24 protein-coding genes are annotated in these 25,236 nt (G+C 68.6%); 4 read left to right on the top strand and 20 right to left on the bottom strand.

The window, feature by feature from the left end:
- Positions 1–12 precede the first annotated feature (12 nt).
- Both ABWW33_RS03605 and ABWW33_RS03600 read right to left on the bottom strand, forming a co-directional pair.
- Positions 13–1,935, bottom strand: coding sequence for a glycoside hydrolase family 97 protein (locus ABWW33_RS03605; RefSeq protein ID WP_353398955.1), 1,923 nt, complete (start codon positions 1,933–1,935; stop codon positions 13–15).
- Between the two features lie 60 nt (positions 1,936–1,995).
- A complete protein-coding gene (locus ABWW33_RS03600) occupies positions 1,996–2,142 on the bottom strand; it encodes a hypothetical protein (RefSeq protein WP_353398952.1) in 147 nt (48 codons plus the stop codon).
- A gap of 203 nt (positions 2,143–2,345) precedes the next feature.
- On the opposite strand from ABWW33_RS03600, the gene ABWW33_RS03595 reads away from it, so the two are divergent.
- The gene (locus ABWW33_RS03595; RefSeq protein WP_353398949.1) at positions 2,346–3,323 is read left to right on the top strand and encodes a PEP-CTERM sorting domain-containing protein; all 978 of its coding nucleotides are present in this window, start codon (positions 2,346–2,348) and stop codon (positions 3,321–3,323) included.
- A 6-nt stretch (positions 3,324–3,329) separates the two neighbouring features.
- Here ABWW33_RS03595 and ABWW33_RS03590 read toward each other — a convergent pair whose 3' ends face one another.
- The 6 genes from ABWW33_RS03590 to yghU all read right to left on the bottom strand — a co-directional run bounded on the left by ABWW33_RS03590 (position 3,330) and on the right by yghU (position 9,478).
- Positions 3,330–3,710 carry a translational machinery protein gene (locus ABWW33_RS03590; protein ID WP_353398946.1) on the bottom strand — a complete coding sequence of 127 codons (381 nt, stop codon included), beginning with the start codon at positions 3,708–3,710 and terminating at the stop codon, positions 3,330–3,332.
- 105 nt (positions 3,711–3,815) lie between these two features.
- Complete coding sequence (locus ABWW33_RS03585; RefSeq protein ID WP_353398944.1) at positions 3,816–5,018, bottom strand: ABC transporter permease; 1,203 nt, start codon at positions 5,016–5,018, stop codon at positions 3,816–3,818.
- Positions 5,018–5,767: an ABC transporter ATP-binding protein gene (locus ABWW33_RS03580; protein ID WP_353398942.1), complete on the bottom strand. Its 750-nt coding sequence runs from the start codon at positions 5,765–5,767 to the stop codon at positions 5,018–5,020. The genes ABWW33_RS03585 and ABWW33_RS03580 overlap by 1 nt, the downstream gene beginning before the upstream one ends.
- Positions 5,764–7,044: an efflux RND transporter periplasmic adaptor subunit gene (locus ABWW33_RS03575; RefSeq protein WP_353398939.1), complete on the bottom strand. Its 1,281-nt coding sequence runs from the start codon at positions 7,042–7,044 to the stop codon at positions 5,764–5,766. Before ABWW33_RS03575 ends, ABWW33_RS03580 begins: the two co-directional genes overlap by 4 nt.
- Positions 7,041–8,501: an efflux transporter outer membrane subunit gene (locus ABWW33_RS03570; protein WP_353398936.1), complete on the bottom strand. Its 1,461-nt coding sequence runs from the start codon at positions 8,499–8,501 to the stop codon at positions 7,041–7,043. Before ABWW33_RS03570 ends, ABWW33_RS03575 begins: the two co-directional genes overlap by 4 nt.
- Before the next feature lie 134 nt (positions 8,502–8,635).
- Positions 8,636–9,478 carry a glutathione-dependent disulfide-bond oxidoreductase gene (gene yghU, locus ABWW33_RS03565; protein WP_353398933.1) on the bottom strand — a complete coding sequence of 281 codons (843 nt, stop codon included), beginning with the start codon at positions 9,476–9,478 and terminating at the stop codon, positions 8,636–8,638.
- Between the two features lie 147 nt (positions 9,479–9,625).
- On the opposite strand from yghU, the gene ABWW33_RS03560 reads away from it, so the two are divergent.
- Positions 9,626–10,012 (top strand): TraR/DksA family transcriptional regulator, encoded by a 387-nt coding sequence (locus ABWW33_RS03560; protein WP_353398930.1) that lies wholly within the window; start codon positions 9,626–9,628, stop codon positions 10,010–10,012.
- Positions 10,013–10,033: 21 nt separating this feature from the next.
- Here ABWW33_RS03560 and fnr read toward each other — a convergent pair whose 3' ends face one another.
- The 5 genes from fnr to ABWW33_RS03535 form a co-directional block, all read right to left on the bottom strand.
- Positions 10,034–10,837 carry a fumarate/nitrate reduction transcriptional regulator Fnr gene (fnr, locus tag ABWW33_RS03555; RefSeq protein ID WP_176650892.1) on the bottom strand — a complete coding sequence of 268 codons (804 nt, stop codon included), beginning with the start codon at positions 10,835–10,837 and terminating at the stop codon, positions 10,034–10,036.
- 168 nt (positions 10,838–11,005) lie between these two features.
- A complete protein-coding gene (locus ABWW33_RS03550) occupies positions 11,006–11,644 on the bottom strand; it encodes a response regulator (protein ID WP_176650891.1) in 639 nt (212 codons plus the stop codon).
- Positions 11,634–13,145 carry a response regulator gene (locus ABWW33_RS03545; RefSeq protein ID WP_353398926.1) on the bottom strand — a complete coding sequence of 504 codons (1,512 nt, stop codon included), beginning with the start codon at positions 13,143–13,145 and terminating at the stop codon, positions 11,634–11,636. The genes ABWW33_RS03550 and ABWW33_RS03545 overlap by 11 nt, the downstream gene beginning before the upstream one ends.
- On the bottom strand, positions 13,142–13,555 hold the full coding sequence (locus ABWW33_RS03540; protein WP_176650890.1) for a response regulator: 414 nt from the start codon (positions 13,553–13,555) through the stop codon (positions 13,142–13,144). The genes ABWW33_RS03545 and ABWW33_RS03540 overlap by 4 nt, the downstream gene beginning before the upstream one ends.
- The gene (locus ABWW33_RS03535; RefSeq protein WP_353398923.1) at positions 13,542–15,059 is read right to left on the bottom strand and encodes a sensor histidine kinase; all 1,518 of its coding nucleotides are present in this window, start codon (positions 15,057–15,059) and stop codon (positions 13,542–13,544) included. The genes ABWW33_RS03540 and ABWW33_RS03535 overlap by 14 nt, the downstream gene beginning before the upstream one ends.
- A gap of 206 nt (positions 15,060–15,265) precedes the next feature.
- Here ABWW33_RS03535 and ABWW33_RS03530 point away from each other — a divergent pair, with 206 nt between their 5' ends.
- A complete protein-coding gene (locus ABWW33_RS03530) occupies positions 15,266–16,534 on the top strand; it encodes a universal stress protein (protein ID WP_353398920.1) in 1,269 nt (422 codons plus the stop codon).
- A 13-nt stretch (positions 16,535–16,547) separates the two neighbouring features.
- The gene (locus tag ABWW33_RS03525; protein ID WP_353398917.1) at positions 16,548–17,789 is read left to right on the top strand and encodes an MgtC/SapB family protein; all 1,242 of its coding nucleotides are present in this window, start codon (positions 16,548–16,550) and stop codon (positions 17,787–17,789) included.
- A 10-nt stretch (positions 17,790–17,799) separates the two neighbouring features.
- Here the strand turns inward: ABWW33_RS03525 and ABWW33_RS03520 are convergent, their stop codons facing one another.
- The 7 genes from ABWW33_RS03520 to ABWW33_RS03490 all read right to left on the bottom strand — a co-directional run bounded on the left by ABWW33_RS03520 (position 17,800) and on the right by ABWW33_RS03490 (position 25,061).
- The gene (locus ABWW33_RS03520; RefSeq protein ID WP_353398914.1) at positions 17,800–18,237 is read right to left on the bottom strand and encodes a universal stress protein; all 438 of its coding nucleotides are present in this window, start codon (positions 18,235–18,237) and stop codon (positions 17,800–17,802) included.
- A 61-nt stretch (positions 18,238–18,298) separates the two neighbouring features.
- Positions 18,299–18,751, bottom strand: coding sequence for an Hsp20/alpha crystallin family protein (locus ABWW33_RS03515; RefSeq protein ID WP_353398911.1), 453 nt, complete (start codon positions 18,749–18,751; stop codon positions 18,299–18,301).
- Positions 18,752–18,825: 74 nt separating this feature from the next.
- On the bottom strand, positions 18,826–19,236 hold the full coding sequence (locus ABWW33_RS03510; protein WP_353398909.1) for a hypothetical protein: 411 nt from the start codon (positions 19,234–19,236) through the stop codon (positions 18,826–18,828).
- A 101-nt stretch (positions 19,237–19,337) separates the two neighbouring features.
- Entirely contained in the window at positions 19,338–20,249 is a 912-nt protein-coding gene (locus tag ABWW33_RS03505) for a ribose-phosphate pyrophosphokinase (protein ID WP_353399255.1), read from the bottom strand.
- Positions 20,249–21,772, bottom strand: coding sequence for a thymidine phosphorylase family protein (locus ABWW33_RS03500; RefSeq protein WP_353399252.1), 1,524 nt, complete (start codon positions 21,770–21,772; stop codon positions 20,249–20,251). The genes ABWW33_RS03505 and ABWW33_RS03500 overlap by 1 nt, the downstream gene beginning before the upstream one ends.
- Positions 21,773–21,792: 20 nt before the next feature.
- Complete coding sequence (locus tag ABWW33_RS03495; protein ID WP_353398906.1) at positions 21,793–23,154, bottom strand: MBL fold metallo-hydrolase RNA specificity domain-containing protein; 1,362 nt, start codon at positions 23,152–23,154, stop codon at positions 21,793–21,795.
- Positions 23,155–23,195: 41 nt separating this feature from the next.
- Positions 23,196–25,061 (bottom strand): AMP-dependent synthetase/ligase, encoded by a 1,866-nt coding sequence (locus ABWW33_RS03490; protein ID WP_353398904.1) that lies wholly within the window; start codon positions 25,059–25,061, stop codon positions 23,196–23,198.
- Positions 25,062–25,236: the final 175 nt, after the last annotated feature.

Genomic DNA, 25,236 nt, shown 5'->3' with positions numbered 1-25,236 from the left:
CCCCAAGCGCTGCTACAGGCGTTCCAGGATCACCGCAGCGCCGCCGGCGGGGGCCAGCGTCAACTCCAGCACGTCGGCCGGACCGACCTCGCGCTCCACCCGCCGCAGCTCATTGGGCGTGGCGCCGTCTTCCCAGATCGTGGCGCGATACTTGCCGGGCGCCAGGAAGCGCAGCGGCACGCGCTCGGTGGCGCCGGCCGGCTCCTCGGCCCGCATCGCGCCGACGTACCAGCTGCTGCCCTGGCGCCGCGCCATCACGATGTCGCGCCCCGGCTCGCCGGACAGGAAACGGGTCTCGTCCCAGGCCGCCGGCACGCGCTTGACGAAATCGAAACCGGCCGCGTCCTGGTAGGCCTCGGGCGCGTCGGACACCATCTGCAGCGGGCTGTCGTAGACCACGTACATGGCCAGCGCCTGGCCCCGCGTGGTCTGCGTCAGCGGCAGCACGTCCTGCACCTTGAAGCTGGCCGGGGTGCCGTTGCGGAAGCCGCCCGGCGTGTAGTCCATCGGGCCGGCCAGCATGCGCGTGTACGGCAGCATCAGGTTGTGGCGCGGCGTGACGCTGCTGTTCAACTTGTTCCATTCGGCGCCCAGCACGCCCTCCTGCGTGATGAAGTTCGGGTAGGTCCGCTGCAGGCCGGCCGGCACGTAGGCGCTGTGCAGGTCCACCAGCAATTTGCGCTCGGCGGTGGCGGCCGCGATGCGGTGGTAGAACGCGACCATGTCCTGGTCGTCGCGGTTCATGAAGTCGACCTTGATGCCCTTGACGCCCCAGCGCGCGTAGGTATCGAGCACCTGCTCCATGCGCGGCGCCACATGCTCCCAGTGGGCCCACAGCAGCAGTCCGACGCCCTTGGCGGCGGCGTAGCGCACCAGCTCCGGCATGTCGATGCCGTCGGCGGCGCGGGTGATGTCGGTGCCGGGCAGCGCGTTGCAGCAGCCGGGGCCGGAACCCCAGGCCCAGCCGGCGTCGATCAGGTAGTAGCGCAGGCCGGAGGCGGCGGCGAAATCGATGAAGCGGCGGTAGCTGTCCATGTCCGGCTTCATCCCCGCCACCGGGCCCGACCACCAGTCCCAGGCCGCCTTGCCCGGCTGCACCCAGCGGAAGTCGCCCGCCGGCTCCGGATTCAGGTTGCCGATCAGGTGTGAAGGGATCATGTCGCCGGCGCGGTCGCCCAGCATCACCACGCGCCAGGCCGTCGTCAGTCCGGCCTGCGACACATAGGCCGGCCCGGTGCGGTTCGGCACCGCCGACAAGCGCAGCCGCAACGCGGCGCCCTCGCGCCACAGCGAGGCGCCGGTGTAGCCCGCCAGGTTGGCCTGGGTGATGGCGTACGAGGTGCGTCCCGACGGCGTGGCGCAGACCACCGGCACGTCATAGGCGACGCCTTCGCGCAGCGCCGACAGCTTGCTGCTGGCGAACGGCTTTTCGTGCGCGCCCTCCGCCTCGGACACCATGCACTCGGGATCGGCCGCCGGCACGAAGGCGGTACGCTCGCCGCGCAGGCGCACCGGCGCGGTATCTTCGATGCGGTAGCGGAAGGCGATGCCGTCGTCATAGGCGCGCACGTCGAGCAGCAGGCGCCGTGCCGCCGGCGCCCGTTCGCGGAACACCAGGGTGGTGCCGCTGTAACGATCGAGCGCGCTGGCGGCCTTGGTGGCGATCAGCGGTATGACGTGGTTGACCTTGACGTCCTCGCGCCGTTCCAGCTCCAGCGGGCCGAAGCCGGGAGCGCCGTCCAGTTCAAGCCCAAGCGGAGACTCCGCGATCACGGTTTCGCCGCGGCGGACAATGGAAAACTGGCTGGCGTCGCGCGCGATGCGCATCACCGCGCTGCCGTCCGGCGAGGCCACCACGGCCGGCCCCGGGGCGGCCACTACGGCAAGCGGAGCCAACATGCACACCGTCGCAGCGATAGGGGAAAGTCGTTTCATTCTGGTTCCTTTTTTTTTGCACATCGCCAGGTCGGCGCTGCTGTCATCTCGGCCGCCATGCTAGCACCGGGGTTTCGGCGCGAGTCGCGCCAGCGGGTGGTTGCGCAAAATTTTTGCCATGCTGGTGATTTTCATGCGCCGGTCCGCCACGGCCGGGCTGCCTTTCACCGCGACCGCGCCGACGTCGGCGGCGAACATCGGTGCCAAACCATGCGCCGCCCTTCTATTTCAGTGTCGGCATTTCTGACACGTCAATCCGCAATCAAACCCGATGCGCCTTTTTATTGCCATCGAAATGAATAAGTCATTGTTTTAGCTTAAATATTTTCAACTCAAAGCATGCTGGCCTGCTATGTGCTTTTACCTGATCACGGATGGATTTGCGGTCGTCTCAGGGAAAGGAGCCCCAAATGTTTGAGCCTATGTTTTGCGGTTTGGAACGAATAAGGAATCTGGCCAGGTCGTGGTTCGTTGCACGTCGCGCCCCAGGCTTACGCAGGCGGCGCTCAGCGGCGCTGCTCGGCATTGCCGCGCTGGCGCTGGCTTGTACCGGCCCTGCATTTGCCATTGCAACGATCACCGACGGGACCTCAAGCGTTGAGCTCGATCCGGCAAGCACGAACTCCTGGACAAGAAATCCCAACGGCTATACGGGAAGCCACAGTTTCTCTCAGTCATGGTGGTACCGACTGGACTCAGGCCCGGAGCGGCCGGTTAGCAGCCTTAGCTTGACCGACACGATCTTCCTCGGCAATCACGGTGTGAGATTTGAATTCCGCGACCCTGATAATCGCTTTCGGCTCGCCACCCAATATAATGTCACGCACGCCAGCGATCGTTCCTTCCTCCAGGAATCAGTGATCATTAACAATTTCACCGACAACCCGCTGGACATTCACCTGTTTCTTTTCAATCAGTCTGACCTGGATATCAATTTAGCCATCGAGAGCCCCAGTGACTATGACTCGTTGCTCTGGGTAAGTCCCGAGGTGATCAGACAAAAATCACCCCGCGGATCGGTGGTGAGCACGACTGCGGACGCTGGAGTAATGCCGGATCGCTACGAGATGGGGGCTGGATACTACCAGTTCTTTCCGCCGCCCACCCGCTACTTTTCGCCTGTTGGCAGCCAACTGCGGGACTCCCTGCCCACGTCTCTGGCGTGGCCAACGAGCGACAACCATTCCGTGCTCGGCAAGCCAAACCTGGAGTGGGCATGGCAGTGGGATCTGACTATCCCGGACGCATCGCGGGGAACGCCAACGGCCTTCGTGGATATCCAAAATGCCTTATCGGTCCCCGAACCATCGACCTTGAGCCTGGTGTTGCTTGCGGCAGCTCCGGTACTGCTGCGATCACGGAGGCGTGTCAAGGCAGGGCAGGTTTGATACGGATCACAGCATCATGTCGGCCTTGACGAAATATTTGCGTGCATATTTGAGCAGCTCGCCGTCGCTGGGGTGGTCCACCGTCTCTATGCTCATCACTCGCTCGGCCACCTCGTGATGGTGCTTGAGCAGGTGCTTCATCAGCGCCAGCTTTTCCATGCCCGGACCCACCAGCAGGATTTCACGCGACGGAGCCAGCGCCTTGGCCACGTCGTCGAAGTAGCGCGCGCTCTCGGCGGCATGACCGGCGCCGCCGGCGGACTTCACGTGCAGGTGGGGATGGTGGGAATCGGTCTTGATCACTTCAATGGACGAGGTATCGGCATTGAAGCGGATCAGATGGGTCTGTGCATGGTCGATCCATGCAACGACATGGTTGAATGACATATCGCTACTCCTTGGTTGAAAACGCCACTATGCGGTTCGGCAGGTGAAAAAACTTTGACCTGCATCAAAACTAGCCATGAGGCGCCCTGCTCTTTCCCTTCTCTTCTATTCATGGCGAAGCGCTTCGATCGGATCGAGCCGCGCCGCGCGCCGCGCCGGCACGTAGCCGAACACCACCCCTATCCCGGTCGAGAACACGAAGGACAGCAGGTTCACTCCCGGATTGAACAGGTAGGGCAGCTGCATCGCGCGGGCCAGCACGGCGGTGGCCACCGCCGCCAGCAGCACCCCGGCCAGGCCGCCCAGCGCGGCCAGCACCATGGCCTCGATCAGGAACTGCAGCAACACGTCGCGTTCCAGCGCGCCGATGGCCAGCCGCAGGCCGATCTCGCGCGTGCGCTCGGTGACGCTGACCAGCATGATGTTCATGATGCCGATACCGCCCACCAGCAGGCTGACCGCCGCCACCGCCGCCAGCAGCGTGGTCATCACGCGCGTCGTGCCCGACATGGTGTCGGCCAGCTGGCGCGTGTCGAGCACGTTGAAGTTGTCTTCCTCGCCGGCGGCCAGCTTGCGCCGCTCGCGCAGCAGCTGCACCAGGCGCGCCTGCAGCGCCTTGCTGTCGCTGCCCTGCTCCATCGAAATGAGCAAGGTGTTCACGCGCTGGTTGCCGGTGACGCGGCGCTGCAGCGTGTGCAGCGGCAGCAGCACGAGATCGTCCTGGTCGTTGCCCATCGCGCCCTGCCCCTTGGCCGCCAGCAGCGCCACGATCACGCACGAGAACTGCTTGATGCGCAGCCGCTCGCCCAGCGCGTCGCGGTTGCCGAACAAGGCGCGCGCCACCGTGGCGCCCAGCGCGCACACGGCGGCGCCCGCGCGCTGCTCGCCATCGTCGAACGGGCGACCGGCGGCCAGCGTCCAGTTGGCGGCGGTGGGCCAGTCGGCACTGCCGCCGGTGACGGTGGTGCTCCAGTTGCGGCCGTTGGCCACCACGGTGGCGCCGCTGCGGCTCTCGGCCGCCACGGCGCGTATGCCACCGATCTGCAGCGCGATGGCCTCGGCGTCGGCCTCCTTGAACGCCGGCGCGCCGCCGCTGCCCTGGCCCAGGCGCTGGCCAGGCCGCACCATCAGCAGATTGCTGCCCAGGCTGGAGATCTGGTCCTGCACCGCCTTGGTGGCGCCGTTGCCCAGCGTGACCATGGCGATGACGGCGCCGACGCCGATGACGATGCCCAGCATGGTCAGGAAGGAGCGCAGCAGGTTGCGCCGGATCGAACGCAACGCCAGCAGAATGGTATTGAACAGCATCAGCTCACCGCCTTCTCGCCCGACGCGGCCGGCATGGGCACTGGCTGCAAGTTCGCTTCGTCGCTCTCGATGCGGCCGTCGAGGAAGCGCACGATGCGCTGCGCGTACAGCGCCATGTCCGGCTCGTGCGTCACCATCACCACCGTGATGCCTTGCTCGCGATTCAGGCGCGCCAGCAGTTCCATGATCTCGCGGCTACGCTGGCTGTCAAGGTTGCCGGTCGGCTCGTCCGCCAGCAGCAGCGACGGCGCGCTGACGATGGCGCGCGCGATCGCCACCCGCTGCTGCTGTCCGCCCGACAGTTCGGACGGCGTATGCGTCTCCCAGCCGGCCAGGCCGACAGCGGCCAGCGCGGCCGCCGCCAGCGCGTGGCGGCGCGCGGCGTTCTCGCCCCGGTACAGCAGCGGCAGTTCGACGTTTTCTTGGGCCGAGGTGCGCGCCAGCAGATTGAATCCCTGGAACACGAAGCCCAGATAACGGCGGCGCAAGCGGGCGCGCTGGTCGCGGGTGGCGGCGCCCACGTCGATCTGGTGAAACAGGTATTGGCCGCTGCTGGGCGTGTCGAGGCAGCCCAGCAGATTCATCGCGGTTGACTTGCCCGAACCGCTGGGTCCCATGATGGCGACAAACTCACCCTGCGCGATATCCAGGCTGACCCGGTCCAGCGCCGTCAGCGCGGCTGCGCCGTGACCGTAGCGCTTGCATACTTCGCGCAGCCGTATCAGCGGCGCGGCGCTGTCGCCGTTCATGGCGCCGCCGAGCGCTGGTCGGTGATCACCAGCATGCCTGGTCGCAGCCCTGGGCCGCTCACTTCCGTGTAGCGGCCGTCGCTGATGCCGAGCGTGACCACCTGCTCGCGCGGCACGCCGTCGCTCAGCAGCCACAATGTGCGTCGCGCGGAGGCGGAGGCGTCGGCGACGCCGGCCTGGCGCGGCGCCCGTCCGGGCAGGCGTGGCATCAGGCGCGACACCATGCCCGCCGGCGCTGCCGCCGCTGCGGTGTCGCTGGGCGTGAAGCGCAGCGCGCTGTTGGGTATCAGCAGCACGTCGTCGTGTACCGCCGCGCGGATGACGGCGGTGGCCGTCATGCCGGGACGCAGGCTCAGGTCGGCGTTGTCGACTTCAAGGTAGGCCACGTAGGTGACCACGTTCTCGGTGATGGTCGAGCCGTACGACACCCGGGTGACCACCGCCGGATAGCTGCGGTCCGCATAGGCGCTGACGCTGAAGGTGGCCGGCTGGCCCACGCGCACGGCGCCGACGTCGGCTTCGTCGACATTGACCAGCAGGCGCAGATGGCGCAGGTCCTCGGCCAGCGAAAACAGCGTCACCGCCTGCAGCGAGGCGGCCACCGCGTTGCCGGGATCGACGCTGCGGCTCAGCACCACGCCGTCGATCGGCGAGCGGATCGAGGCGCGCGCCAGGTTGGTGCTGTCGGTCGACAGCGTGGCCTGGGCGCTCTGTACGTTGGCGGCGGCGCTCAGCTCGGCCGCCTGGGCCCGCGCCAGCGTGGCCCGGCCGGTGTCGAGTTCGGCGCGCGAGGGCACCTTGCCTCCGGACAGGCGGGCCACTTCCTCCAGCCGTCCCAGTGCCGCGCGCGCCTCCGCCAGGCTGGCCTGGCTTTGCGCCAGCTCGGCCCTGGCGGCGGCCAGCGCGGCGCGCGAGCGCACGATCTGGTCCTGCAGCTTGGCCGTGTCGAGCTGGACCAGCACCTGGCCGGCGCGCACCTGGTCGTTGACGTCGACCAGCACGCGCCCCACCGTGCCCGACAGCTCGCTGCCGATATTGACCGCGCGGGTCGGCTGCAAGGTGCCGTTGGCGGTGACGCTGAGCGTGACGCTGCCGCGCTTGACCGGCACCGTGACATAGGCGGGAGCCCGTGCCGCCTGGGCATGCTGCCGCCACGCGTACGCCGCCGCGCCGGCCGCCAGCAGCGCCAACGCGGCGCCCCACACGGCGGCGCGCCGCCACCAGGGGCGTGGTGGTGCGTCGATGACGACGGCCGGTGCTGCCATACGTTGATTCATGGTGTGCTTCCCTTCATCGGTGCGGCACCGCCGTCGGGTTGCCAGCCGCCGCCCAGTGCCTTGTACAGGCGCACCTGGTCGGTGCCGACGTTGGCGCTGGCGGTTGCCACGCCGTCCTGCGACGTGTAGAGCGCGCGCTGGGTTTCCAGTACGGTTTGAAAGTCCACCAGGCCGCTGGCGTAGCGCTGCCGCGCCAGCAGCGCGGCGCTGTCGGCCGCCGCGGCGGCCAGCCGCAAATGATCGAGGCGCAGACGGTCGGCCGCCTGCGCGGCCAGCGCATCCTCCACTTCCTGCAACGCGGTCAGCAGCGTCGCCAGATAGCCGGCCTGCGCTTGCGCCAGCGCGCCGCGTTGCAGCCGCAGCTGGGCCGCGCTGGCGCCGCCGTCAAACACATTGCCCGCCACGCTGCCCAGCAAGGTGCGCAGCAGCGCCGCGCCGCTGCCGCCCGCGGCAAGTCCACTCAATCCCAGCGATCCCTCGAGACGCAGCACCGGGTAGCGCGCGGCGTCGGCCTGGGCCACTTTGGCGCGGGCCGCTTCGAGCTGGGCTTCGGCCGCGCGCACGTCGGGACGCTGGCGCAGTGTGGCGGCCGGCAGGCTCAGCGCCAGCTCTGCGCCGCCGGCGGGTATCGCCTGCGGCGGCGCCAGCGCGTCGTCGAGCGCGGCCGGCGCCTGCCCGCACAGCACGGCCAGGCTGTGGGCCAGCAACGCCCGGCTGCTCTCCAGCACCGGCAACTGGGCCGCGGCCTGCTCGGTGGCGGTGATCGCTTGCTGCTGCTCCAGCGAAGTCAGTAGTCCGGCCTGGACCCGCCATGCGGTAATCTGCTGCGTGGCCTGCTGGCTGGCCAGGTTGTCGCGGGCGATGACTTGCCGTGCCTGGATGCCGCGCAGTTCGATATAACTGCGCGCCACCTCGGCGGCGACCGAGACCTGCACGTTGGCCAGCGTGGCCGCGCTGGCCTGCAGCGTGGCCGCACCGGCCGCCAGTGCATGATGGTTGGCGCCAAACAGGTCCGGTTCCCAGCTGGCATCGAAGCCCAGGTTGTAGCTATTGGTGGCGGACGCCCCGTCGAGCTTGCTACGCTGGGCCTGGGCGCTGCCGACCACGGTGGTGGCCAGCGCTGCGGCTGCGGCATCGCGCGTGGCGCGCGCCTGCTGCAGCGAAGCGCGCGCCGACGCGATGCTGGTGTTCGCTTGCAGGGCGCGCGTCACCAACTGCTCGAGCAGCGGATCGTCGAAGCGGCGCCACCAGCCGGCAAGCGCGGCGCCATCGGACGCGGAGGACGTGGCGGTGTGGCCGGAAGACCAGGCCGGCGGCGGCTGGAACGCCGGCGCCGGCGGCGGCAGATCGACCGGGCGCAGCAGGCTGCAGCCGGTCAGACAGGCCAACAACAGCGGCGCCCCCGCCCTTCCGAGCCGGATGGCCGCCGTCGGCGGCGCGACGTTGGTGTGGTACATGACATGCTCTCGTTTGGGCCGAACGGGCTTTTACTATGAGAGCAAGTGAGTGAAAAAACCATGATCCAGATCAAAACGCACCGCAGGCACGGTGTTTCAGTGCCTCGGTCCGACGTCGATGCCAGCGGCCGGCGTCAGTCCAGATCCGCGGCGTCGTGCCGCTCCAGCACCTGGTCTTGGGGGTTGCCGAACGTGCGGTTCACCTTGCGGCCGCGGATGACGGCCGGACGCGCGGCGATCTCGTCGGCCCAACGCCGCACATGCCGGTACTCGTGCACCGACAGGAATTCGGCGGCGCTGTACAACTGCCCCAGCACCATGCCGCCGTACCACGGCCAGACCGCCATGTCGGCGATCGTGTACTCGTCACCGGCGACGTAGCGGTGTTCGGCCAGCTGGCGGTCCAGCACGTCGAGCTGGCGCTTGGTTTCCATCGCATAGCGGTCGATTGGATATTGCAGCTTTTCCGGCGCGTAGGCGTAAAAGTGGCCGAAGCCGCCGCCGACAAACGGCGCCGAACCCATCTGCCAGAACAGCCAGTTCAGGGTTTCGGTGCGCGCCGCCGTTTCCGTGGGCAGGAAGGCGCCGAACTTTTCCGCCAGATACATCAGGATGGAGCCGGACTCGAACACGCGCAGCGGCTGCGCGCCGCTGCGGTCGACCAGCGCGGGGATCTTGGAGTTGGGATTGACCGCCACAAAGCCGCTGGAGAACTGGGCGCCCTCGTTGATGCGGATCAGCCAGGCGTCGTATTCGGCGCCGCCATGGCCGAGCGCCAGCAGCTCTTCCAGCATGATGGTGACCTTCACGCCGTTGGGCGTGCCCAGCGAATACAGTTGCAGCGGATGCTTGCCGACCGGCAGTTCCTGTTCGTGGGTGGCGCCGGCGACCGGGCGGTTGATGTTGCCGAACGTGCCGCCCGACGATGCCGGCGCGACCCAGATCGCCGGCGGTACATACTTCGATGGATCCGTCATGCATCTCTCCTCACAGTGAGCGTGCAAGCTGCTGCTTGCGCGCGAAAAACCATTCTATCCGAAGCCGGCCCTTTTTGATTTGCATCAATCAAATTGCACGGGCGAGTCTCTACGATGGCTGCATTGAACAAGTGAATGGAGATCGACATGAGTCCCGACAGCAGCGCCCACGTCATAGACGAGCTCAACAGTAGTCTGCTGCTGCGGCGCCGCGAACTGGCGCAGCAGTTGCGCCAGCGCCTGCACCAGGCCGACGAGCAACAGCAGATGGCGCTGTTTAATAGCTACGCGATCGATGCCGACCAGGCCGAAGCGTGCCAGCTCAGCGACACCGACATCGCGCTGCTCAATCACGAATTGATGGAATTGCGCGCCGTCGACGAGGCGCTGGAACGCGTGCGCGCGGGCAGCTACGGCACCTGCGTGCAGTGCGGCGCGGCCATCGCGGCGGCCCGTTTGCGGGCCGAGCCCAGCGCCCAGACGTGCGTGGATTGCCAGACGGCGGTCGAACGGTCGGGACGCGCGCCGGGCTGAGCCGGCGGCAGGCTCACTGCCTCAGGCCACCGCCGGCGTGCGGCCGAGCGCCTTGGCGGCCACCTTGGTGCCGTCCTGGTCGGCGCCGGTCGCCAGCGCCTCGAGGCTGGCGCGGTCGACAATGGTCAGGTCGCGCTTGTCGACCCGTATCCAGCCGTTGCTGCGAAAGCGCGACAGCAGCCGGCTGATGCTTTCGATGGTCAGGCCCAGGTAGTCGCCGATGTCCTCGCGCGACATGCGCAGCTGGTAGCTGTTGGGGGAGTAGCCGCGCGCCGCATAGCGCGTCGACAGATTCAGCAGGAACAAGGCGAAGCGCTGCTCGGCCCGCATATTGGCGAGAAACATCATCGCGTTTTGCTCGCGCATGATTTCCTGGCTCATGATGCGGTGGAAGTGCTGCAGCAGCTGCGGCACGTCGGCGAACAATTCCTGCAGCCGGGCGAACGGGATCTCGCACACTTCGCTGTCTTCCAGCGCCACCACGCCGCAACCGTGCTGGCCGGTGCCGATGGCGTCCATGCCCAGCAGCTCGCCGGCCATCTGGAAGCCGGTAATCTGCTGCTCGCCGCGGTGGTTGACGCGCGAGGTCTTGAAATGGCCGAAACGCACGGCATACAGGTTGTTGAACGGCTGTTCCATGCGGCACAGGTTTTCGTCGCGTTCGACGCGGCGGCGGCGGCCGATGATCTTGTCGAGGCGGCTGACCTCGGCGTCGTTCAGCCCCACCGGCAGGCACAGGTTCTTCAAGCCGCACATCGCGCATTTGTTCTGGCTGCTGCTCACGGCACCGCCATTGTGTGTTGCCAGTTGGAGGTTGGTCGTCATGTTCGCTGCTCCCTGTTGTGTTTTTCGCAGCATCTGAGCGTTGGCTGCGGTATGGAGACAGTATCGGCGATCGGCGGCCGCGCGGTTATCGGGCTTCGCTGCCGTGTCGCGTAGGGGAGTCCGGACAGAAATCTGTAGGGCTTCCCCTACAACCTTTGCAATATGAAACTAGATGATGCCGTGCTCCAACGCATACCGGGTCAGCTCGGCATTGCTGTCGAGGCCCATTTTCTCCAGGATGCGGGCGCGGTAGGTGGTCACCGTGTTGGGGCTCAGGTGCAGCGTCTCGCCGATGCGCACCAGCGATTCGCCGGCCGCGATCAGCTTGAACACCTCCAGCTCGCGGTTCGACAGCGCCTCGAGCTTGCCCACCTCGCCGCCGCCGATCAGGCTGGCCAGCTTTTCCAGCAGGGCCGGGCTCACGTGCTTGCCCCCGGATGCGGCCTTGCGCACCGCCGCCACCAGCGCCGTGGTTGGCGCATCCTTGGTCAGGTAGCCGGCCGCGCCCAGCTTGAGCGCGCGCACGGCGTAGATATCTTCGGCGTAGGTGCTCAGCATCAGCACCGCCAGCTTGGGCCGCTCGGCGCGCAACTGCTTGAGCAGCTCCAGCCCGTTCTTGCCGGGCATGGTGATGTCGAGCAGCGCCACGTCGAATTCCTGCGCCTGCGCCAGCTGCAGCGCCTCGTTGGCGTTGCAGGCTTCGCCGTCGACGCGGATGTCGTCGACCGTGCTCAGCATCAAGCGCACGCCGTTGCGGGCGATCGCGTGGTCGTCGACCAGCAGCACGCGGATGGGATTATTGCTCATGGTGTGCGTCCAATGGCAGGCGCAGCAGCAGGGTCGTGCCCTGCCCCGGCCTGCCGGTGATTTTCAATTCGCCGTCGAAATGACGGCTGCGTTCGTGCATGCCGAGGATGCCCCAGGACTCGCGATTGAGCAAGCGCTCGGCCGCGATACCCTTGCCGTCGTCGTCGATGCGCAGCTGCAGCACGCCGTCGGCGTAGTCTACCCGCAGCTGCACCGCGCTGGCCTCGGCGTGCCGCACCACATTGGTCAGCGCTTCCTGCGCGATGCGGAACAGCATCGTGCTGCGCTCGGCGCCCAGCTCCAGCGCCGACGCGGCCGGGCTGATGGCGCAGGCGCAGTGCAGGCCGGAGCGGCGTTCGATCTGCTCCGCATACCATTCCAGCGCGGCCCACACGCCCAGCTGGTCGAGCACGCTGGGCCGCAGGTCGGTGATGACCCGGCGCACCGTCTCGATCGCGTCCTGGGCCAGTCCGGCCGCCTCGGCCAGCAAGGGCTCGGGCGCCGCACCGGCCGCCGCGCCGCGGTCCATGCTGACCGAGATATAGGCCTTGATGCCGGTCAGCAGGCCGCCCAGCTCGTCATGGATTTCCTGGGCGATGCGCTTGCGCTCGTGTTCCTTGATTCTTTCCTGGTGCGCCGCCAGGTCGCGCTGCGCCTGCTGCGACGCCAGCAAGGCCTGTTCAGTCAGCTTATTCTGGGTGATGTCGATCATGATGCCCTGCATGAACAGCGGCCGTCCCTCGTCGTCGCGCACCAGCTCGGCCTGGTCGCGGAACCACAGCGCCTGGCCGTCGCGTGCCGACAGCCGGTATTCCAGCCGCAGCGGGCTGCCGTCGCGGCGGCAATCGTCCAGCGCGCGCAGCGTGGACGCGCGCTGCGCCGGATCCATCTGCCGCCCGTGCAGCCCGGGGTCGGCCAGCCACTCGGCGGGGGTGAAGCCAAGCATGCCGATCTGCGGACTGATGTAGCGCAGCGCGCCGCCCTCGCCCAGCTCGGCGATGTAGGTGATGGCCTGCATCTGCTCGACCAGCGTGCGGAACTGCGCCTCGGCCTGGCGCTTGTCGTTGAGCAGGCGCTGCTCGCGCAGCATGCGGTGGATCGCCCCCGGCAGGAATTCCAGGTAGCGGCCGTCGACGTCCTTGACCAGGTAGTCGCGCGCGCCGCGCCGCATCGCCTCGGCCGCCACGGCGGCGCTGTCGGCCCCGGTCAGCATCATCACCGGGATGGCCTGGCCGGCGCCGTCGGCGTTCAGGTGGGCCAGGAATTCGAGGCCGGTCAGGTCCGGCAGATGGTAGTCGAGCAGGATGCAGTCGGGCCGCTGCTCGCGCGCCAGCTCGAGCCCGCGCTCGCCGCTGTCGGCCTCCAGCAGCGCAAAGCCGCCGGTGGCATCGGCAGCGAAGGCGCGCCGGCACGCCATGCGGTCGACCACGTCATCCTCGACGATCAGCACCCGCAATACCGCTGGGGCGCCGGCGCCGTTGTCGGCAAGGTCGGCGTTCACGGCATCTCGCTGATGGTCCAGTACAGGTCGATCGAGCGCATCATCTCGACGAAGCGGCGGTAGTCGACCGGCTTGGCCATGTAGCCGGCCACGCCCAGGTCGAAGCTGCGCACCTTGTCCTGCTGCTCCTCGGAGGTGGTCAGCACCACCACCGGGATGCGCCGCAGCGACGGGTCGAGCTTGATCTGCTGCAGGAACTCGATGCCGTTCATGATCGGCATGTTCAAGTCCAGCAGGATGATGCAGGGCCGTTCCTGCGCCGGGTCGCGCAGATACTCCAGGCCAGCCTCGCCGTTTTCCATGCTGATCACGGCGTTGCCGACGTGGATTTCCTTCAATGCCCGCTTGATCGTCATGATGTCGACGTGGTCGTCTTCGACCAGCAGGATGGGTTTGTTACTCACTTTCATGGGCTTGTCCTGTTCTGGGTTGCGACGGAGAGGACTTGGGCAGCGTGAACCAGAACGTGCTGCCCTGCCCGGTCTGCGATTCAAGCCAGATCCGTCCCTGATACATTTCTACGATTTTCTTGGCCAGCGCCAGCCCCACGCCGGTGCTCTCGACCCGGTCGCGCGAGGCCAGCGTCTGGAACAGCTGGAAGATGCGCTCGAAATGGCGCTGCTCGATGCCGGGGCCGTTGTCGCGCACGCTGAAGCGCCAGTGGCTGCCGTCGTCGGCGCAATCGATGTCGATCCGCCCGTCCGGCTTGTCCATGTATTTGATGGCGTTGGAAATCAGGTTGTGGAACACCTGCTGGATGCGGGTCGGCTCGATCAGCACGGTCGGCAGGCCCGGCGCGACCGTGATGCGGAACCGCGGCGGCGGCGCCAGCAGGTCCACCACGTCGGCCAGCAGCCGGTTCAGGTCGACCGGCGTATGCGCTTCCTTGACCCGGCCCACGCGCGAATACTGCAGGATGCCGTCGATCAGGCTGCCCATGCGGTGCACCCGGTTGATCAGCAGCCGCATGTGTTCCTTGCCTTCGTCGTTGAACTGCTCGGCGTAGTCGGTGGCCAGCCAGTCGGCCAGCGAGCCGATGCCGCGCAGCGGCGCCTTCAGGTCGTGCGACACCACGTAGGCGAAGTTGGTCAGTTCCTCGTTGGCGCTGCTGATCTCCTGCATCAGGCGGCGGTTGTGCTCCTCCGCCAGCTTGCGCTCGGAAATGTCGCGCACCATGCCGGTGAACATGCGCCGCGCGCCCAGCTGCATCTCGACCACCGACAGCTCCATCGGGAACACGCTGCCATCCTTGCGCAAGCCCTCGACTTCGCGGCCCTTGCCGATGATGCGCTGTTCGCCCGTCTCGCGGTAGTGCGCCAGGTAGCCGTCGTGCAGCGCGCGGTGCGGCTGCGGCATCAGCATCGACACGTTGCGGCCGGCCGCCTCGGCCTCGCTGTAGCCGAACAGGCGCTGCGCGGCCGGGTTCAGGCGCTCCATCACGCCCTGCTCGTCGATGGTGATGATGGCGTCGACGGCGGTCTCGAAGATGGCGCGCATGCGCGCCTCGCTTTCCTGCAGCGCCTGCTCGGCCTTCTTGCGTTCGGTGACGTCGTGGATGGTGGCCAGCACCAGCGGCAGCGCATGCGAGGTGTGCAGCGGCGACAGGCTGACCTCGACGGCGAACTCGTGGCCGTCGCGGTGCTGCCCGAACAGCTCGGCGCCGGCGCCCATCGCGCGCGAGCGCGGCTGCTGGAAAAAGTCGCCGCGCTGGCCCACGTGGGCGTGGTGGAAGCGGGCCGGTATCAACGCCTCGACCGTCATGCCGCTCAACTCGTTGGGGCCGTAGCCGAACATCCGCTCCAGCGCGGGATTGCCCAGCACGATGCCGCCGGCATGGTCGACAATCAGCATGGCGTCGGTGGCCGACGCCAGCAGCCACTCCAGGCTCTGGCCTTCGATAAGGAGATTTTTCAACGGACTATCCTGAACAGTTGCGCCGGTCCGGCGTTCATGCCCAAGATGATACGATCGAACCGCGCCGAATGCCAAAAAATATTTCGAAAGCAACTGTTGCGCGGTGGCTTGCATGCGCATAGCGACCGGCCTTGTATTCCCGGCGATTTTGATCTGGATCAATTGATGCTACAGACGTGGCCTGCGCGCGCCCGTACATTGTAGCCATGAATCCCCCACCCTCAGCCGAGCTGGACCAGCTCGCCGACCGTCTGCACCGGCTGCGCGCCGCATTGGACGGACAGCTGCGCCGGCATCTGGCGCAGGCGCCGGCGTGGCTGGCGGCGGCGCTGCTGGAGCACCGGGCCATGCTGGACGATTCCGGCGTGGCCCGCCAGTTGCGCGGTTGCGACATGGTGCTGCTGGCCGAGGAGCTGACCGCCTTGCGCCGCATCGAGGGCGCCTGCGCGCGCCTGGCCGCCGGCACCTACGGCCGCTGTGTCAGCTGCGGTGGCCCCGTCGCGCCGGAGCGCCTGCGGGTGCAGCCGGCCGCGCTGACCTGCCTGGCCTGCCAGGAGGATTTCGAACGGCATCCGCACCGGCGCCTGCCCCTGCCACAGCCACCCATGACAAGAAGGAAGCAGACCATGTCCTATAAAACCATCCTCGTGCAGGCCGACAAATCCCAGCCCGCCGCGCGCGCCATCGAGATGGCGGCCCAGCTGGCGGTCGCGTTCGAAGCCCATCTGGTCGGCGTCGCCAGCAGCGGCATCAACCGGTTCATCCAGCAGTCCAGCCTGTTCCCCCCGGGCGCGCCGGGCATGCCGATCGAGGTCGGCGACCTCGGTTTCCTGCGCGAGCGTGCCGGCCTGGCGCTGGGCGACTTCGCGGCCGCCGCCGGCCGGCTCGGCGTGCAATCGCACGAGAAGCGCTGCGTCGACGACGAGCTCGATGTGGGCTTGGCGTTGCACGCCCGCTATGCCGACCTGGTGGTGGTTGGCCAGGCCGATCCGGACCACGCGGGCGCCACCCCGGCGCCGGGACTGGCCCAGCAAGTGATGCTGCACGCGCCCAGGCCGGTGCTGGTCACGCCCCACTCCGGCCGCATGGCACGCATCGGCCACAAGGTCATGGTGGCCTGGGACGGCAGCCTCGAGGCCACGCGCGCCGTCACCGCCGCCATACCGCTGCTGCAGCGGGCGGCCAAGGTCACGCTGGCCATCTTCAATCCCTACGCCCCTCATCAGGCGCACGGCGAGCAGCCGGGCGCCGACCTGGCGCTGTACCTGGCCCGGCACGGCATCACCGTCGAGGTCGAGCGGCGGGACACCCCTTTCGACGTCGGCAACGAGCTGCTGACCTTGGCCTCGGACATCGACGCCGACCTGATGGTCATGGGCGGCTACGGCCATACCCGTTTCCGCGAGGTGGCGCTGGGCGGCGTCACCCGGACCATCCTCGGCGCGATGACCTTGCCGGTGCTGATGGCGCACTGACGCGGACGCGCACATGGACATCGGCGCGGATTTGATCGGGCTGGGCGCGGCCCTCGGCAGCGGCATGTTGATCGGCATCGAACGCGAGCGGCGCAAGGGCGCCACGCCCACCCACGCGCTGGCCGGGGTGCGCAGCTTTGCGCTGGTGGCGCTGGCGGGCGCGCTGGCGCAGACCATCTCCAGCGCGCTGGTGCAGGCGACAGCGCTGCTGGTGGTGGCGCTGGCCCTGATCAGCTATTCCCGCGGCAACGTGCAGGAAGCGGGCATGGTCACCGAGCTGGCGCTGTTCCTCAGTTTTCTGCTGGGCGTGAACGCGATCGCCCATCCGGCCGTGTCGGCCGGCCTCGCGGTGCTGGTGGCGTCGATGCTGGATTTGCGCGCGCCGTTGCACCATTTCGTCCGCGTCACGCTCAAGAGCGGCGAACTGCGCGACGGCCTGATGCTGGCCGGCGCCGCGCTGGTGGTGTGGCCGCTGCTGCCGGACGCCGCCAACGGCTGGCTGCTGGGCGCCAATCCGCGCCGCATGTGGGGCCTGGTGGTGTTGATGATGAGCTTGCAGGCCGGCGCGCATATCGCGCTGCGCATGGCCGGTCCGCGCATGGGCCTGGCGTTGACGGGGCTGGCGTCGGGCTTCGTCTCCAGCGTGGCCGCCACCGCCGACATGGGCCAGCGCTGCCGCCGCGATCCGGCCCTGCTGGCGGCCTGCGCGGCGGCGGCGCTGCTGTCGAACGTGGCCACCTACATCCTGCTATTGGTGGTCGCGCTGACCATCGCGCCGGCCCAGCTGCTGACGCTGGCGCCCACGCTGGGCTGCGCCATGACGGCAACCCTGCTGGTGTCGGCCGCGACCTTGCGGACGGTGCCGGACACCTTGCAACGCCCGGCGCGCGGCGGCCGCGTGTTCAGCATCCGGCAGGCGCTGCTGTTCGCGCTGATCTTGAGCGGCGCCACGGCCCTGCTGGCCTATGCCAATACCTATCTGGGCGCGCCGGCCGCCATGCTGGGCGCCCTGCTGGTCGGCCTGGTCGATGTGCACGCGGCGGCCAGTTCCATCCTGTCGCTGGCCGACAGCGGCGTGCTGACGCCGGGCGCGACCCGGCATATCCTGCTGTTTGCGCTGGCGGCCAACACTTCCAGCAAGCTGGTGGCCGCGGCGGCCGGCGGGCGGCCCTTCCTGCGGCGCGTGGGCGGCGGGCTGGTGCTGATACTGCTGGCGGCCAGCCTGCCTTCGCTGCTGGCCTACAGCTGGCGCTGAGGCGCCGTCGTCAGCGGAACACCAGCACCGGCACCTGGCTGTGGGTCAGCACCTTTTGTGTTTCGCTGCCCAGCAGCATGCCCTTGATGCCGCGCCGGCCGTGCGAGGCCATGCAGATCAGATCGCACCCCTGCTGTTCGGCGGTGCGGATGATGACCTCGTACGGCTGGTCGTCCGTGACCGTGATGGTCTTGCACTGAACGCCCAGCTCGCGGGCGGCCTGCTCGATTTCCTCCAGATATTTGCGGGCCTGCGCTTCGCTGTCCTGCTTGTACTCCGCGCGTGTCGCTTCCAGCATTTCGCTGTGATGGGTCAGGACATGAAATTCCGGCGTCACATGCAGGCCGGTGACCATCGCACCGCACTCCTTGGCGAGTGTGACGCTGTTGCGGATGGCGGCGCTTGAAATTGCCGAGCCGTCGGTCGGCACTAAGATATGCTTGAACATGATGGGTTCCTGTGCGGATGCGGCGGAGCGCGGCCCGCGGCCGCACCCCGGACCGTCTGACTTAATTGATCACCAATTTCTTGGCGCCGTTGCTACTGGGTTTCTTTGGCAGCGTCAGCTCCAGCACGCCGTCCTGGTACTTGGCCACGGCCTGGCTGTCGTCGACCTCCTGCTCCAGCGTGAAGCTGCGGTACTGCTGGCCGACATAGCGCTCGCTGCGCACCACCGTCTCGCCGTCCTTTTGCTCGCTCTCGCGCCGCGTCTCGGCCGAGATCGACACGCGGTTGCCGTCGATGTCGACCTTGATGTCTTCCTTCTTCATGCCGGGCAGCTCGGCCTTGACGCTGTAGGCCTGTTCCGTTTCGTGGACGTCGAGCTTGATCAAGGGCTTGGCCTCCATGTCGCGCAACGCATGCCGCAGGCCGAAGTCGCGGAAGAAATCCTCGACGCCGCGCAACGGCTCGAACCGCGCCAGGCTGCCAAAGGGATCGAACTGCATTAAATTGTTAGCCATGTGCTACTCCTTTTTGTTGAAGTGTTGCCGGATCGTCGATCGGCAGCGCGCCGGCATTCGCGCTGCCTGTCAGTTCATACGGGGTCCCAGTAGAAATACAGCTCGCGCCTGCCTCGCGGCTTGACCACGGCCGTGCGCGCGATCTCCTTGCCGTGCGCGGAGGCCAGGATGCGATAGCTGCCGGGCGCCAGATCGAGGTAGCACATCGGACCGGGCGAGACCAGGCTCGCCACCTCCTTGCCGGCGTGGTCGCGTATGGTCACCGCCACGTCGGCCAGCATTTCGCCGCTGCCCTTGGTGGAAAAGGTCAGCAGCAGCTTGTAGTCGCCGCGCGCGTCGAGCATCGCTTGCCGCTCTTCCTCGCCGACGCCGCCGGACAGGTAGGTCACGCCGTTCTGCGATGTCGGCTGCAGGTCCGCCGCCGCGCTCCAGTGCGCGCCCAGCGCCAGGGCCATCGTCAACGCCATGGTGGATATCGTCTTCATGTCATGTCCTTTCAAATGATCGCAGGGTTACAGTAATCCGGCCGGCCGATCGGCGCACTAGCGATTCCTGATGCAAATCAAAAATCCGGCAAATTGTCCGTTCACGCCGAGCGCAGCGCCCGGGATAGCCCGAGCATGTGACGCACCGCCGTCGCCAACGGCGCGCCGACGCCGATCTGGTTGCTGGCATGGGCCACCGTGTCGCAGCTGACGATGCGGCCGGCGCCGGCCGCCTGCAGTTCGGCGTAGGCGGCGCCGGCAAACAGCGCATGCACGCCGATGCAGACGGGCGCGGCGAAGCCGCCCGCCTTGAGCCGCTCCACGGCGGCGATCATGGTGCGCGCGGTCGACACGATGTCGTCCACCAGCACCGGCGTGCGGCCGGCCAGTTGGGCCGCGTCGGGCAGCGACACGGCCACCTCGCGGTCGCCGCTGCGCACCTTGCTCAGCACGGTGTACGGGCAGCCGGCGCCGGCCGCCACCTGGGCCACCCACTGTTCGCTCTCCTGGTCGGGGCCGACCAGCACCGGCCGCGCCACGTTGGCGCCTATCCAGCGCGCGATCAGCGGCGCCGCCGGCACCACCTCGCTGGCGACCTCGTACAGCTCGGACAGGTTGTGATAGCGGTGCAGATGCGGGTCCACCGTCACCAGCCAGTCGCAGCAGCCCGACAGCAGGCGCGCGACATGGCGCGACGTCACGCCCTGCCCCGGCGCGAACACGGCGTCCTGGCGCATATAGGGCAGATACGGCACGACCAGCCCGACGCTGCGCGCGCCCAGCTCGCGCGCCACGCAGGCGCTCAGGTACAGCGCCATGATCTTGCTGTCCGGCTGATCCAGCGCGGCCACCAGCACCACGTCGCGGCTGGCCACCGCGCGCGCCAGCCGCGGGCAGGTTTCGCCGTCGGGAAAACGGTGCAGCAGCAGCTCGCCCGCCTCGCACCCAAGGTGCCCGCGCAGGGCGGCGGCCAGCGTTTCGGCGCCGGGCAGCGCCATCATGATCGCGTTCATCATGTCTCCTGGATGGAAAAAATCGTGTCCTGCGCCTCGGCGTAGGCCAGCGCGTAGGCCAGCTCGCCGGGCGATTCCGCGTGCAGCGTCAACAGCGGCTGGCCGGCGCTGAGCACGCTGCCCAGCCGCGCGTGCAGCACCAGGCCGGCGGCGGGCGCCTTGGGCGCGCCGGCCAGCTTGGCCAGGCGCGCCAGCCGGCGGTTGTCGATGGCGACCACGCGGCCGTCGTGCAGCGCGGGCAGCACGTGGGTGTAGGCCGCGCGCGGCGGCGTGCGCATGCCGCCCTGCGCGGCGCAGATCGCCTGCAGCTTGGCCCAGGCGGCGCCGCTCTCGAGCGCGCCGCTGGCCAGCGTCAGGCCGTGGCCGGACGCCGCCTTGCCGCCCAGTTCAAGCACCCGCGCCGCCAGCTGCAGCGCGCGCTGGCGCAGGTCGTCCGGCGCGCCGGCCTGGTTCTGCAGCACCGCCAGCACATCCCAGGCCTCCAGCGCCGGACCGATGCCGCGCCCGACCGGCTGGCTGCCGTCGCTGATCATCACGCTGACGTTGATGCCGAGCGCGCGGCCGACGCTGTCGAAGCGCTGCGCCAGGGTGCGCGCCGCCTGCGCCGAGCGGACCTTGGCGGTGCGGCCGACCGGCATGTCGATCACCACGTGGGTGGAGCCGGCGGCGATCTTCTTCGACAGCACCGAGGCCACCATCAGGCCGTCGCTGTCCAGGCCCAGCGGCCGCTCGACCCGTATCAGCAGGTCGTCCGCCGGGCTGAGCGAGACCGCGCCGCCCCAGGCGATGCAGCCGCCCTCCCGCTCGACCACGCGGCGCATGGCGGGCAGGTCCAGTGCCACCGGCGCCAGCGTTTCCATGGTGTCGGCGGTGCCGGCCGGCGAGGTGATCGCGCGCGACGAGGTCTTGGGGATGGTCAGGCCGCAGGCCGCGACGATGGGGACCACCAGCAAGGTGGTGCGGTTGCCCGGCAAGCCGCCCACGCAGTGCTTGTCGACTACGGTCTCGACCGGCCAGTGCAGGCGCTGGCCCACCGCCACCATGGCGCGCGTCAGCGCGATGGTCTCGGCCGTGTCCATGCGGTCGCCGGAACAGGCGGTGATCAGGGCCGCCAGCTCGATTTCGGAATAGCGGCCGTCGACCACGTCGCGCACGATGGCGGACGCCGCCTCGGCGCCCAGCGGGCGGCCGTAGATCTTGGCCCGCACGGCCGACAGCGATTGCACCGGCCGCGCATGCGCCACCCGCAGCGGTTCGCCGTCGATGCCGCCCAGCGCGCGCCAGGCCGCTTCCGACAAACCCAGCTGGCACATGTCGACCAGGTCGTCGTGCACCACGTTGAGGGTGGCGACGATGTGCTGCTCGCCGCGCCAGATCTCGATGCGCGAGCGGGCCTCGAACCCTTCCGACTTGCACACCGGGCAATCGCTGCGCAGGTAGGCCACCGGCTCCTGGTAGGTGTCGATGCCGAGCCGGCGCAGCGACAGGCTGGCCAGCGGCGTGTCCTGGCCAGGCAGCAGCATGCCGTCCGCCATCGGCCCGTTCACGGCAACTCCTGCTGTTCCAGGTACTCGGGCACGCGGCAATCCCAGTGCAGCTGTTCCTCGATGCGGTGGCGCAGCGCGTCGGCCGCCGCCGGCTCGCCGTGGGTGATGAAGGTGCGCTTGGGCGGCTCCAGGAAGTGGCCCAGCCAGCTCATGATCTCGCCGGCGTCGGCGTGCGCCGACAGGTTGTCGATCTGGCGCACGGCCGCGCGCAGCTGCACATACTCGCCATGGATCTTGATCTCGGTGGCGCCGCCCAGCATCGCCGCGCCGCGCGTGCCGCCGGCCTGGAAGCCGGCGAACAGCACGGTGTTGCGGGCGTCGCCGGCGAAGGCCTTCAGGTGGTGCAGCACGCGGCCGCCGGTGGCCATGCCGCTGGCGGCGACGATGACCATCGGCAGCCGGCGCTCGTTGAGCGCGATCGATTCCTCGACGCTGTTGACGATGTGCGCCGCATGGCACATGGCTTCGCACTCCCGGCGGTCCAGCCGGTGCAGCGGCAGGTATTTCTGGTACAGCGCGGTGGCGTCGGTGGCCATCGGGCTGTTCAGGTAGACCGGCAGCGCCGACGGCAGCTGGCCCTGCCGTTTGAGCTGGTGGATGGCGTACAGGATGGACTGCGCGCGGCCGACGGCGAACGCGGGAATGATGGTGACGCCGCCGCGCGCCGCCGTCTCGCGGATGGTCTGGCCCAGCAGGATGGCGGGATCGGCCGGGTCGCGGCGGCGGTCGCCGTAGGTCGACTCCAGCACCAGGTAGTCGCTGCGGGTGATATGGCTGGGCTCGACCATGATGGCGTCGCGCAGCCGGCCCAGGTCGCCGGAAAAGGTCACGCTGCGCCGGCCGTCGCTGATGGTGACGATGGCCGCGCCCAGGATGTGGCCGCCCAGGGCCAGCCGGCCCTGCAGCTTGCCGCAGATGGGGAACGGCTCGCCGAAGCCGACCGGCGAGAAGTACTCCAGCGCCCGCAGCGCATCCTTTTCCGTGTAGAGCGGCAGGGCCGGCGCGTGCTTGGAATAGTTGTGGCGGTTGGCGTGGCTGGCCTCCTCCTCGAGCAGGCGGCCGCTGTCGGGCAGCAGTATGCGGCACAGGTCGTAGGTCGCCTCGCTGCAGTAGATCTTGCCGCGAAAGCCGTTCCGGACCAGCAACGGCAGGTAGCCGCTGTGGTCCAGGTGGGCGTGGGTGAGCACCACCGCGTCGATCTCGGCGGCGGCCACCGGCAAGTCTTCCCAGTTGCGCAGCCTGAGCTGCTTGTAGCCCTGGAACAGGCCGCAGTCGAGCAGCATGCGCGCGGTGCCCGAGGTGAGCAGATAACGGGAGCCGGTCACGGTGCCGGTCGCTCCAAGGAATTGTATTTTCATGGTCGCTGCCTGGTGTGGATTGGATGGATGGCGCCGTGCCGTCACGGCACCAGCTCCTGTGGCTGGCGGCTGTCGCGGGCCGCGTACAGGGCGTCGATCTGCGGCGCGTAGCGCGCCATCAGGTTGTTGCGTTTGAGCTTGAGCGTCGGCGTCAGCAGGCTGTTCTCCACCGTCCACGGTTCGGTCACGGCGTGGATCGCGCGCGGGACCGCGTGGCGCGGCAGCGCGGCGCAGGCTTCGCGCACCCGCTTGAGCAGCAGGGCCTGCGCGGCAGGCGCGGTCAGGCTGGCTGGCTGGCCGGGATCGAGCGCCAGTAGCGGCGCCAGCGTTTGCCACTGGCGCGGGTTGAGCACCACGACCGCGCTCAGGGACGGACGATTGTCGCCCACCACCATGACCTGGGAAAACAGGGTATCGGTCAGCATGGCCTGCTCGACGTCGGCCGCCGCGATCTTCTCGCCGTTCGAGGTGACGAGGATGTCCTTGAGGCGGCCGACAATGCGGATGCGCCCCTGCTCGATGGCGGCCTGGTCGCCGGTGTTGAGCCAGCCGTCGGCGCTGATGGCGCGCCGGGTGTCTTCCGGCCGGCCCCAATAGCCGCGCATGACGCTGGCCGAGCGCACCTGCAGCTCGTCGCGCTCGCCAAGGCGCACTTCGGTGCCCTCGAGCGGGCGGCCGACGCTGGCCGGCCAGTTGTCGTCGATGCCGTTGGCGGCCACCACCGGCGCGCATTCGGTCATGCCGTAGCCTTGCAGCAGCGGCAGTTGCATGGCCAGCAGCCCCTGCGCCACGGCCGGCGGCAACGGCGCGCCACCGCTGACGGCCGCGCGCAGGTGGCCGCCGAAGCGGGCGCGGACGGTCCGCGCCACCAGCCGCTCCAGCACGGGCCACAGCAGCGCATCGGCCAGCGCCGACCCTGCGCCGCCGGGCAGCCCCTGGCGCCGGCAAAAGCGGCGCCAGCCCACGCGCAGCGCCAGCCCATGGAGCAGGCGCGCGCCGCGCCCGGCGGCGGCCAGGTGGTCTTCGACGGCCGCATGGAATTTTTCGTAGACGCGCGGCACCGCGACCAGCACGGTCGGGCGCACCGCGAGCAGGTCCTCGGCCAGCTGCGCCGCCGAGCGCGCATACGCCACGCTGGCGCCGGCCGCCAGCGGCAGGTAGTAGCCGATGGTGCGCTCGAAGGTGTGCGACAGCGGCAGCAGCGACAGGAACACGTCGTCGGGGCGCACCGGTACGCGCGCCAGCACCGCCCGCAGGTTGGCCAGCACGTTGGCATGGGTGAGCATCACGCCCTTGGGCTTGCCCGTGGTGCCGGAGGTGTAGACGATGGCGGCCAGGTCGCTGCCCGCCACCCGGCGCGGCGTGCTCCACAGGTCGCCCCGGCTGTCGAGCCAGGCGTTGAGCGACACCATCGGCGGCTGCTCTTCCAACGGCGCCACGTCGCACTCCTGCAGCGTGACCACCAGCCGCAGGTGCGCCGGCGCGTCGCCGCCTGCGGCGATGGCGCGCCATTGCTGCTGGTTCGCCGTCAGCAGCAGCGCCACCTGGCAATCGTCGAGGATGTAGCGGATGCTGGCGGGATTGTCCAGCGCGTGCATCGGCACCGGCACCAGGCCGAGCGACAGCACCGCCTGGTCGGCGCACACCGCGTCCACGCCGTTGGGCAGCAGGATCCCCACGCGCGCGCCGGCGCCCAGCATCAGCGCGCCGATGGCCCGTTGCCAGCGCTGGACCCGCAGCTGCACCTCGCTCCAGGTATGGCTGCGCCACTGGCCGGCGGCGGCGTCGTACTGGCGGTAGGCCACGGCGTGGGGCGTGCGGCCGGCGCGCCAGGCAAACAGTTCGCCCAGCGTGGCGATGCTGCGCAGCGCGGCGCCCGGCGGGTCGATCTGTGGGCTTGCATTCATTCGATTCTCCTTGCGGCACCAAAGCAGTGCTTGCTTCACACTAACCGCTGCGTCCGCTGAAGTCAGCCCCGAAAATTGATGCAGATCAAATGGCTCAGTCATTCTCCGGCCGGCGCCGACGCCGCCGCCCCATCGGCGGATATTTGACCTACATCAAATACATGGCGGCGGCGCC

Source organism: Duganella hordei (genome assembly GCF_040369125.1).
In the GTDB taxonomy this organism is placed as follows: domain Bacteria; phylum Pseudomonadota; class Gammaproteobacteria; order Burkholderiales; family Burkholderiaceae_D; genus Rugamonas; species Rugamonas hordei.
The sequence above is the reverse complement of the archived record's forward strand: the minus strand, read 5'-3'. Positions and strand labels throughout refer to the sequence as shown.

What these genes read in the sequence shown, in the direction of transcription:
- ABWW33_RS03605 (WP_353398955.1), bottom strand. Translation starts at nt 1,935, where the DNA reads ATGAAACGACTTTCCCCTATCGCTGCGACGGTGTGCATGTTGGCTCCG.
- ABWW33_RS03595 (WP_353398949.1), top strand. Translation starts at nt 2,346, where the DNA reads ATGTTTGAGCCTATGTTTTGCGGTTTGGAACGAATAAGGAATCTGGCC.
- ABWW33_RS03590 (WP_353398946.1), bottom strand. Translation starts at nt 3,710, where the DNA reads ATGTCATTCAACCATGTCGTTGCATGGATCGACCATGCACAGACCCAT.
- ABWW33_RS03585 (WP_353398944.1), bottom strand. Translation starts at nt 5,018, where the DNA reads ATGCTGTTCAATACCATTCTGCTGGCGTTGCGTTCGATCCGGCGCAAC.
- ABWW33_RS03580 (WP_353398942.1), bottom strand. Translation starts at nt 5,767, where the DNA reads ATGAACGGCGACAGCGCCGCGCCGCTGATACGGCTGCGCGAAGTATGC.
- ABWW33_RS03575 (WP_353398939.1), bottom strand. Translation starts at nt 7,044, where the DNA reads ATGAATCAACGTATGGCAGCACCGGCCGTCGTCATCGACGCACCACCA.
- ABWW33_RS03570 (WP_353398936.1), bottom strand. Translation starts at nt 8,501, where the DNA reads ATGTACCACACCAACGTCGCGCCGCCGACGGCGGCCATCCGGCTCGGA.
- yghU (WP_353398933.1), bottom strand. Translation starts at nt 9,478, where the DNA reads ATGACGGATCCATCGAAGTATGTACCGCCGGCGATCTGGGTCGCGCCG.
- ABWW33_RS03560 (WP_353398930.1), top strand. Translation starts at nt 9,626, where the DNA reads ATGAGTCCCGACAGCAGCGCCCACGTCATAGACGAGCTCAACAGTAGT.
- fnr (WP_176650892.1), bottom strand. Translation starts at nt 10,837, where the DNA reads ATGACGACCAACCTCCAACTGGCAACACACAATGGCGGTGCCGTGAGC.
- ABWW33_RS03550 (WP_176650891.1), bottom strand. Translation starts at nt 11,644, where the DNA reads ATGAGCAATAATCCCATCCGCGTGCTGCTGGTCGACGACCACGCGATC.
- ABWW33_RS03540 (WP_176650890.1), bottom strand. Translation starts at nt 13,555, where the DNA reads ATGAAAGTGAGTAACAAACCCATCCTGCTGGTCGAAGACGACCACGTC.
- ABWW33_RS03530 (WP_353398920.1), top strand. Translation starts at nt 15,266, where the DNA reads ATGAATCCCCCACCCTCAGCCGAGCTGGACCAGCTCGCCGACCGTCTG.
- ABWW33_RS03525 (WP_353398917.1), top strand. Translation starts at nt 16,548, where the DNA reads ATGGACATCGGCGCGGATTTGATCGGGCTGGGCGCGGCCCTCGGCAGC.
- ABWW33_RS03520 (WP_353398914.1), bottom strand. Translation starts at nt 18,237, where the DNA reads ATGTTCAAGCATATCTTAGTGCCGACCGACGGCTCGGCAATTTCAAGC.
- ABWW33_RS03515 (WP_353398911.1), bottom strand. Translation starts at nt 18,751, where the DNA reads ATGGCTAACAATTTAATGCAGTTCGATCCCTTTGGCAGCCTGGCGCGG.
- ABWW33_RS03510 (WP_353398909.1), bottom strand. Translation starts at nt 19,236, where the DNA reads ATGAAGACGATATCCACCATGGCGTTGACGATGGCCCTGGCGCTGGGC.
- ABWW33_RS03505 (WP_353399255.1), bottom strand. Translation starts at nt 20,249, where the DNA reads ATGAACGCGATCATGATGGCGCTGCCCGGCGCCGAAACGCTGGCCGCC.
- ABWW33_RS03500 (WP_353399252.1), bottom strand. Translation starts at nt 21,772, where the DNA reads ATGCTGCTGCCTGGCCAGGACACGCCGCTGGCCAGCCTGTCGCTGCGC.
- ABWW33_RS03495 (WP_353398906.1), bottom strand. Translation starts at nt 23,154, where the DNA reads ATGAAAATACAATTCCTTGGAGCGACCGGCACCGTGACCGGCTCCCGT.
- ABWW33_RS03490 (WP_353398904.1), bottom strand. Translation starts at nt 25,061, where the DNA reads ATGAATGCAAGCCCACAGATCGACCCGCCGGGCGCCGCGCTGCGCAGC.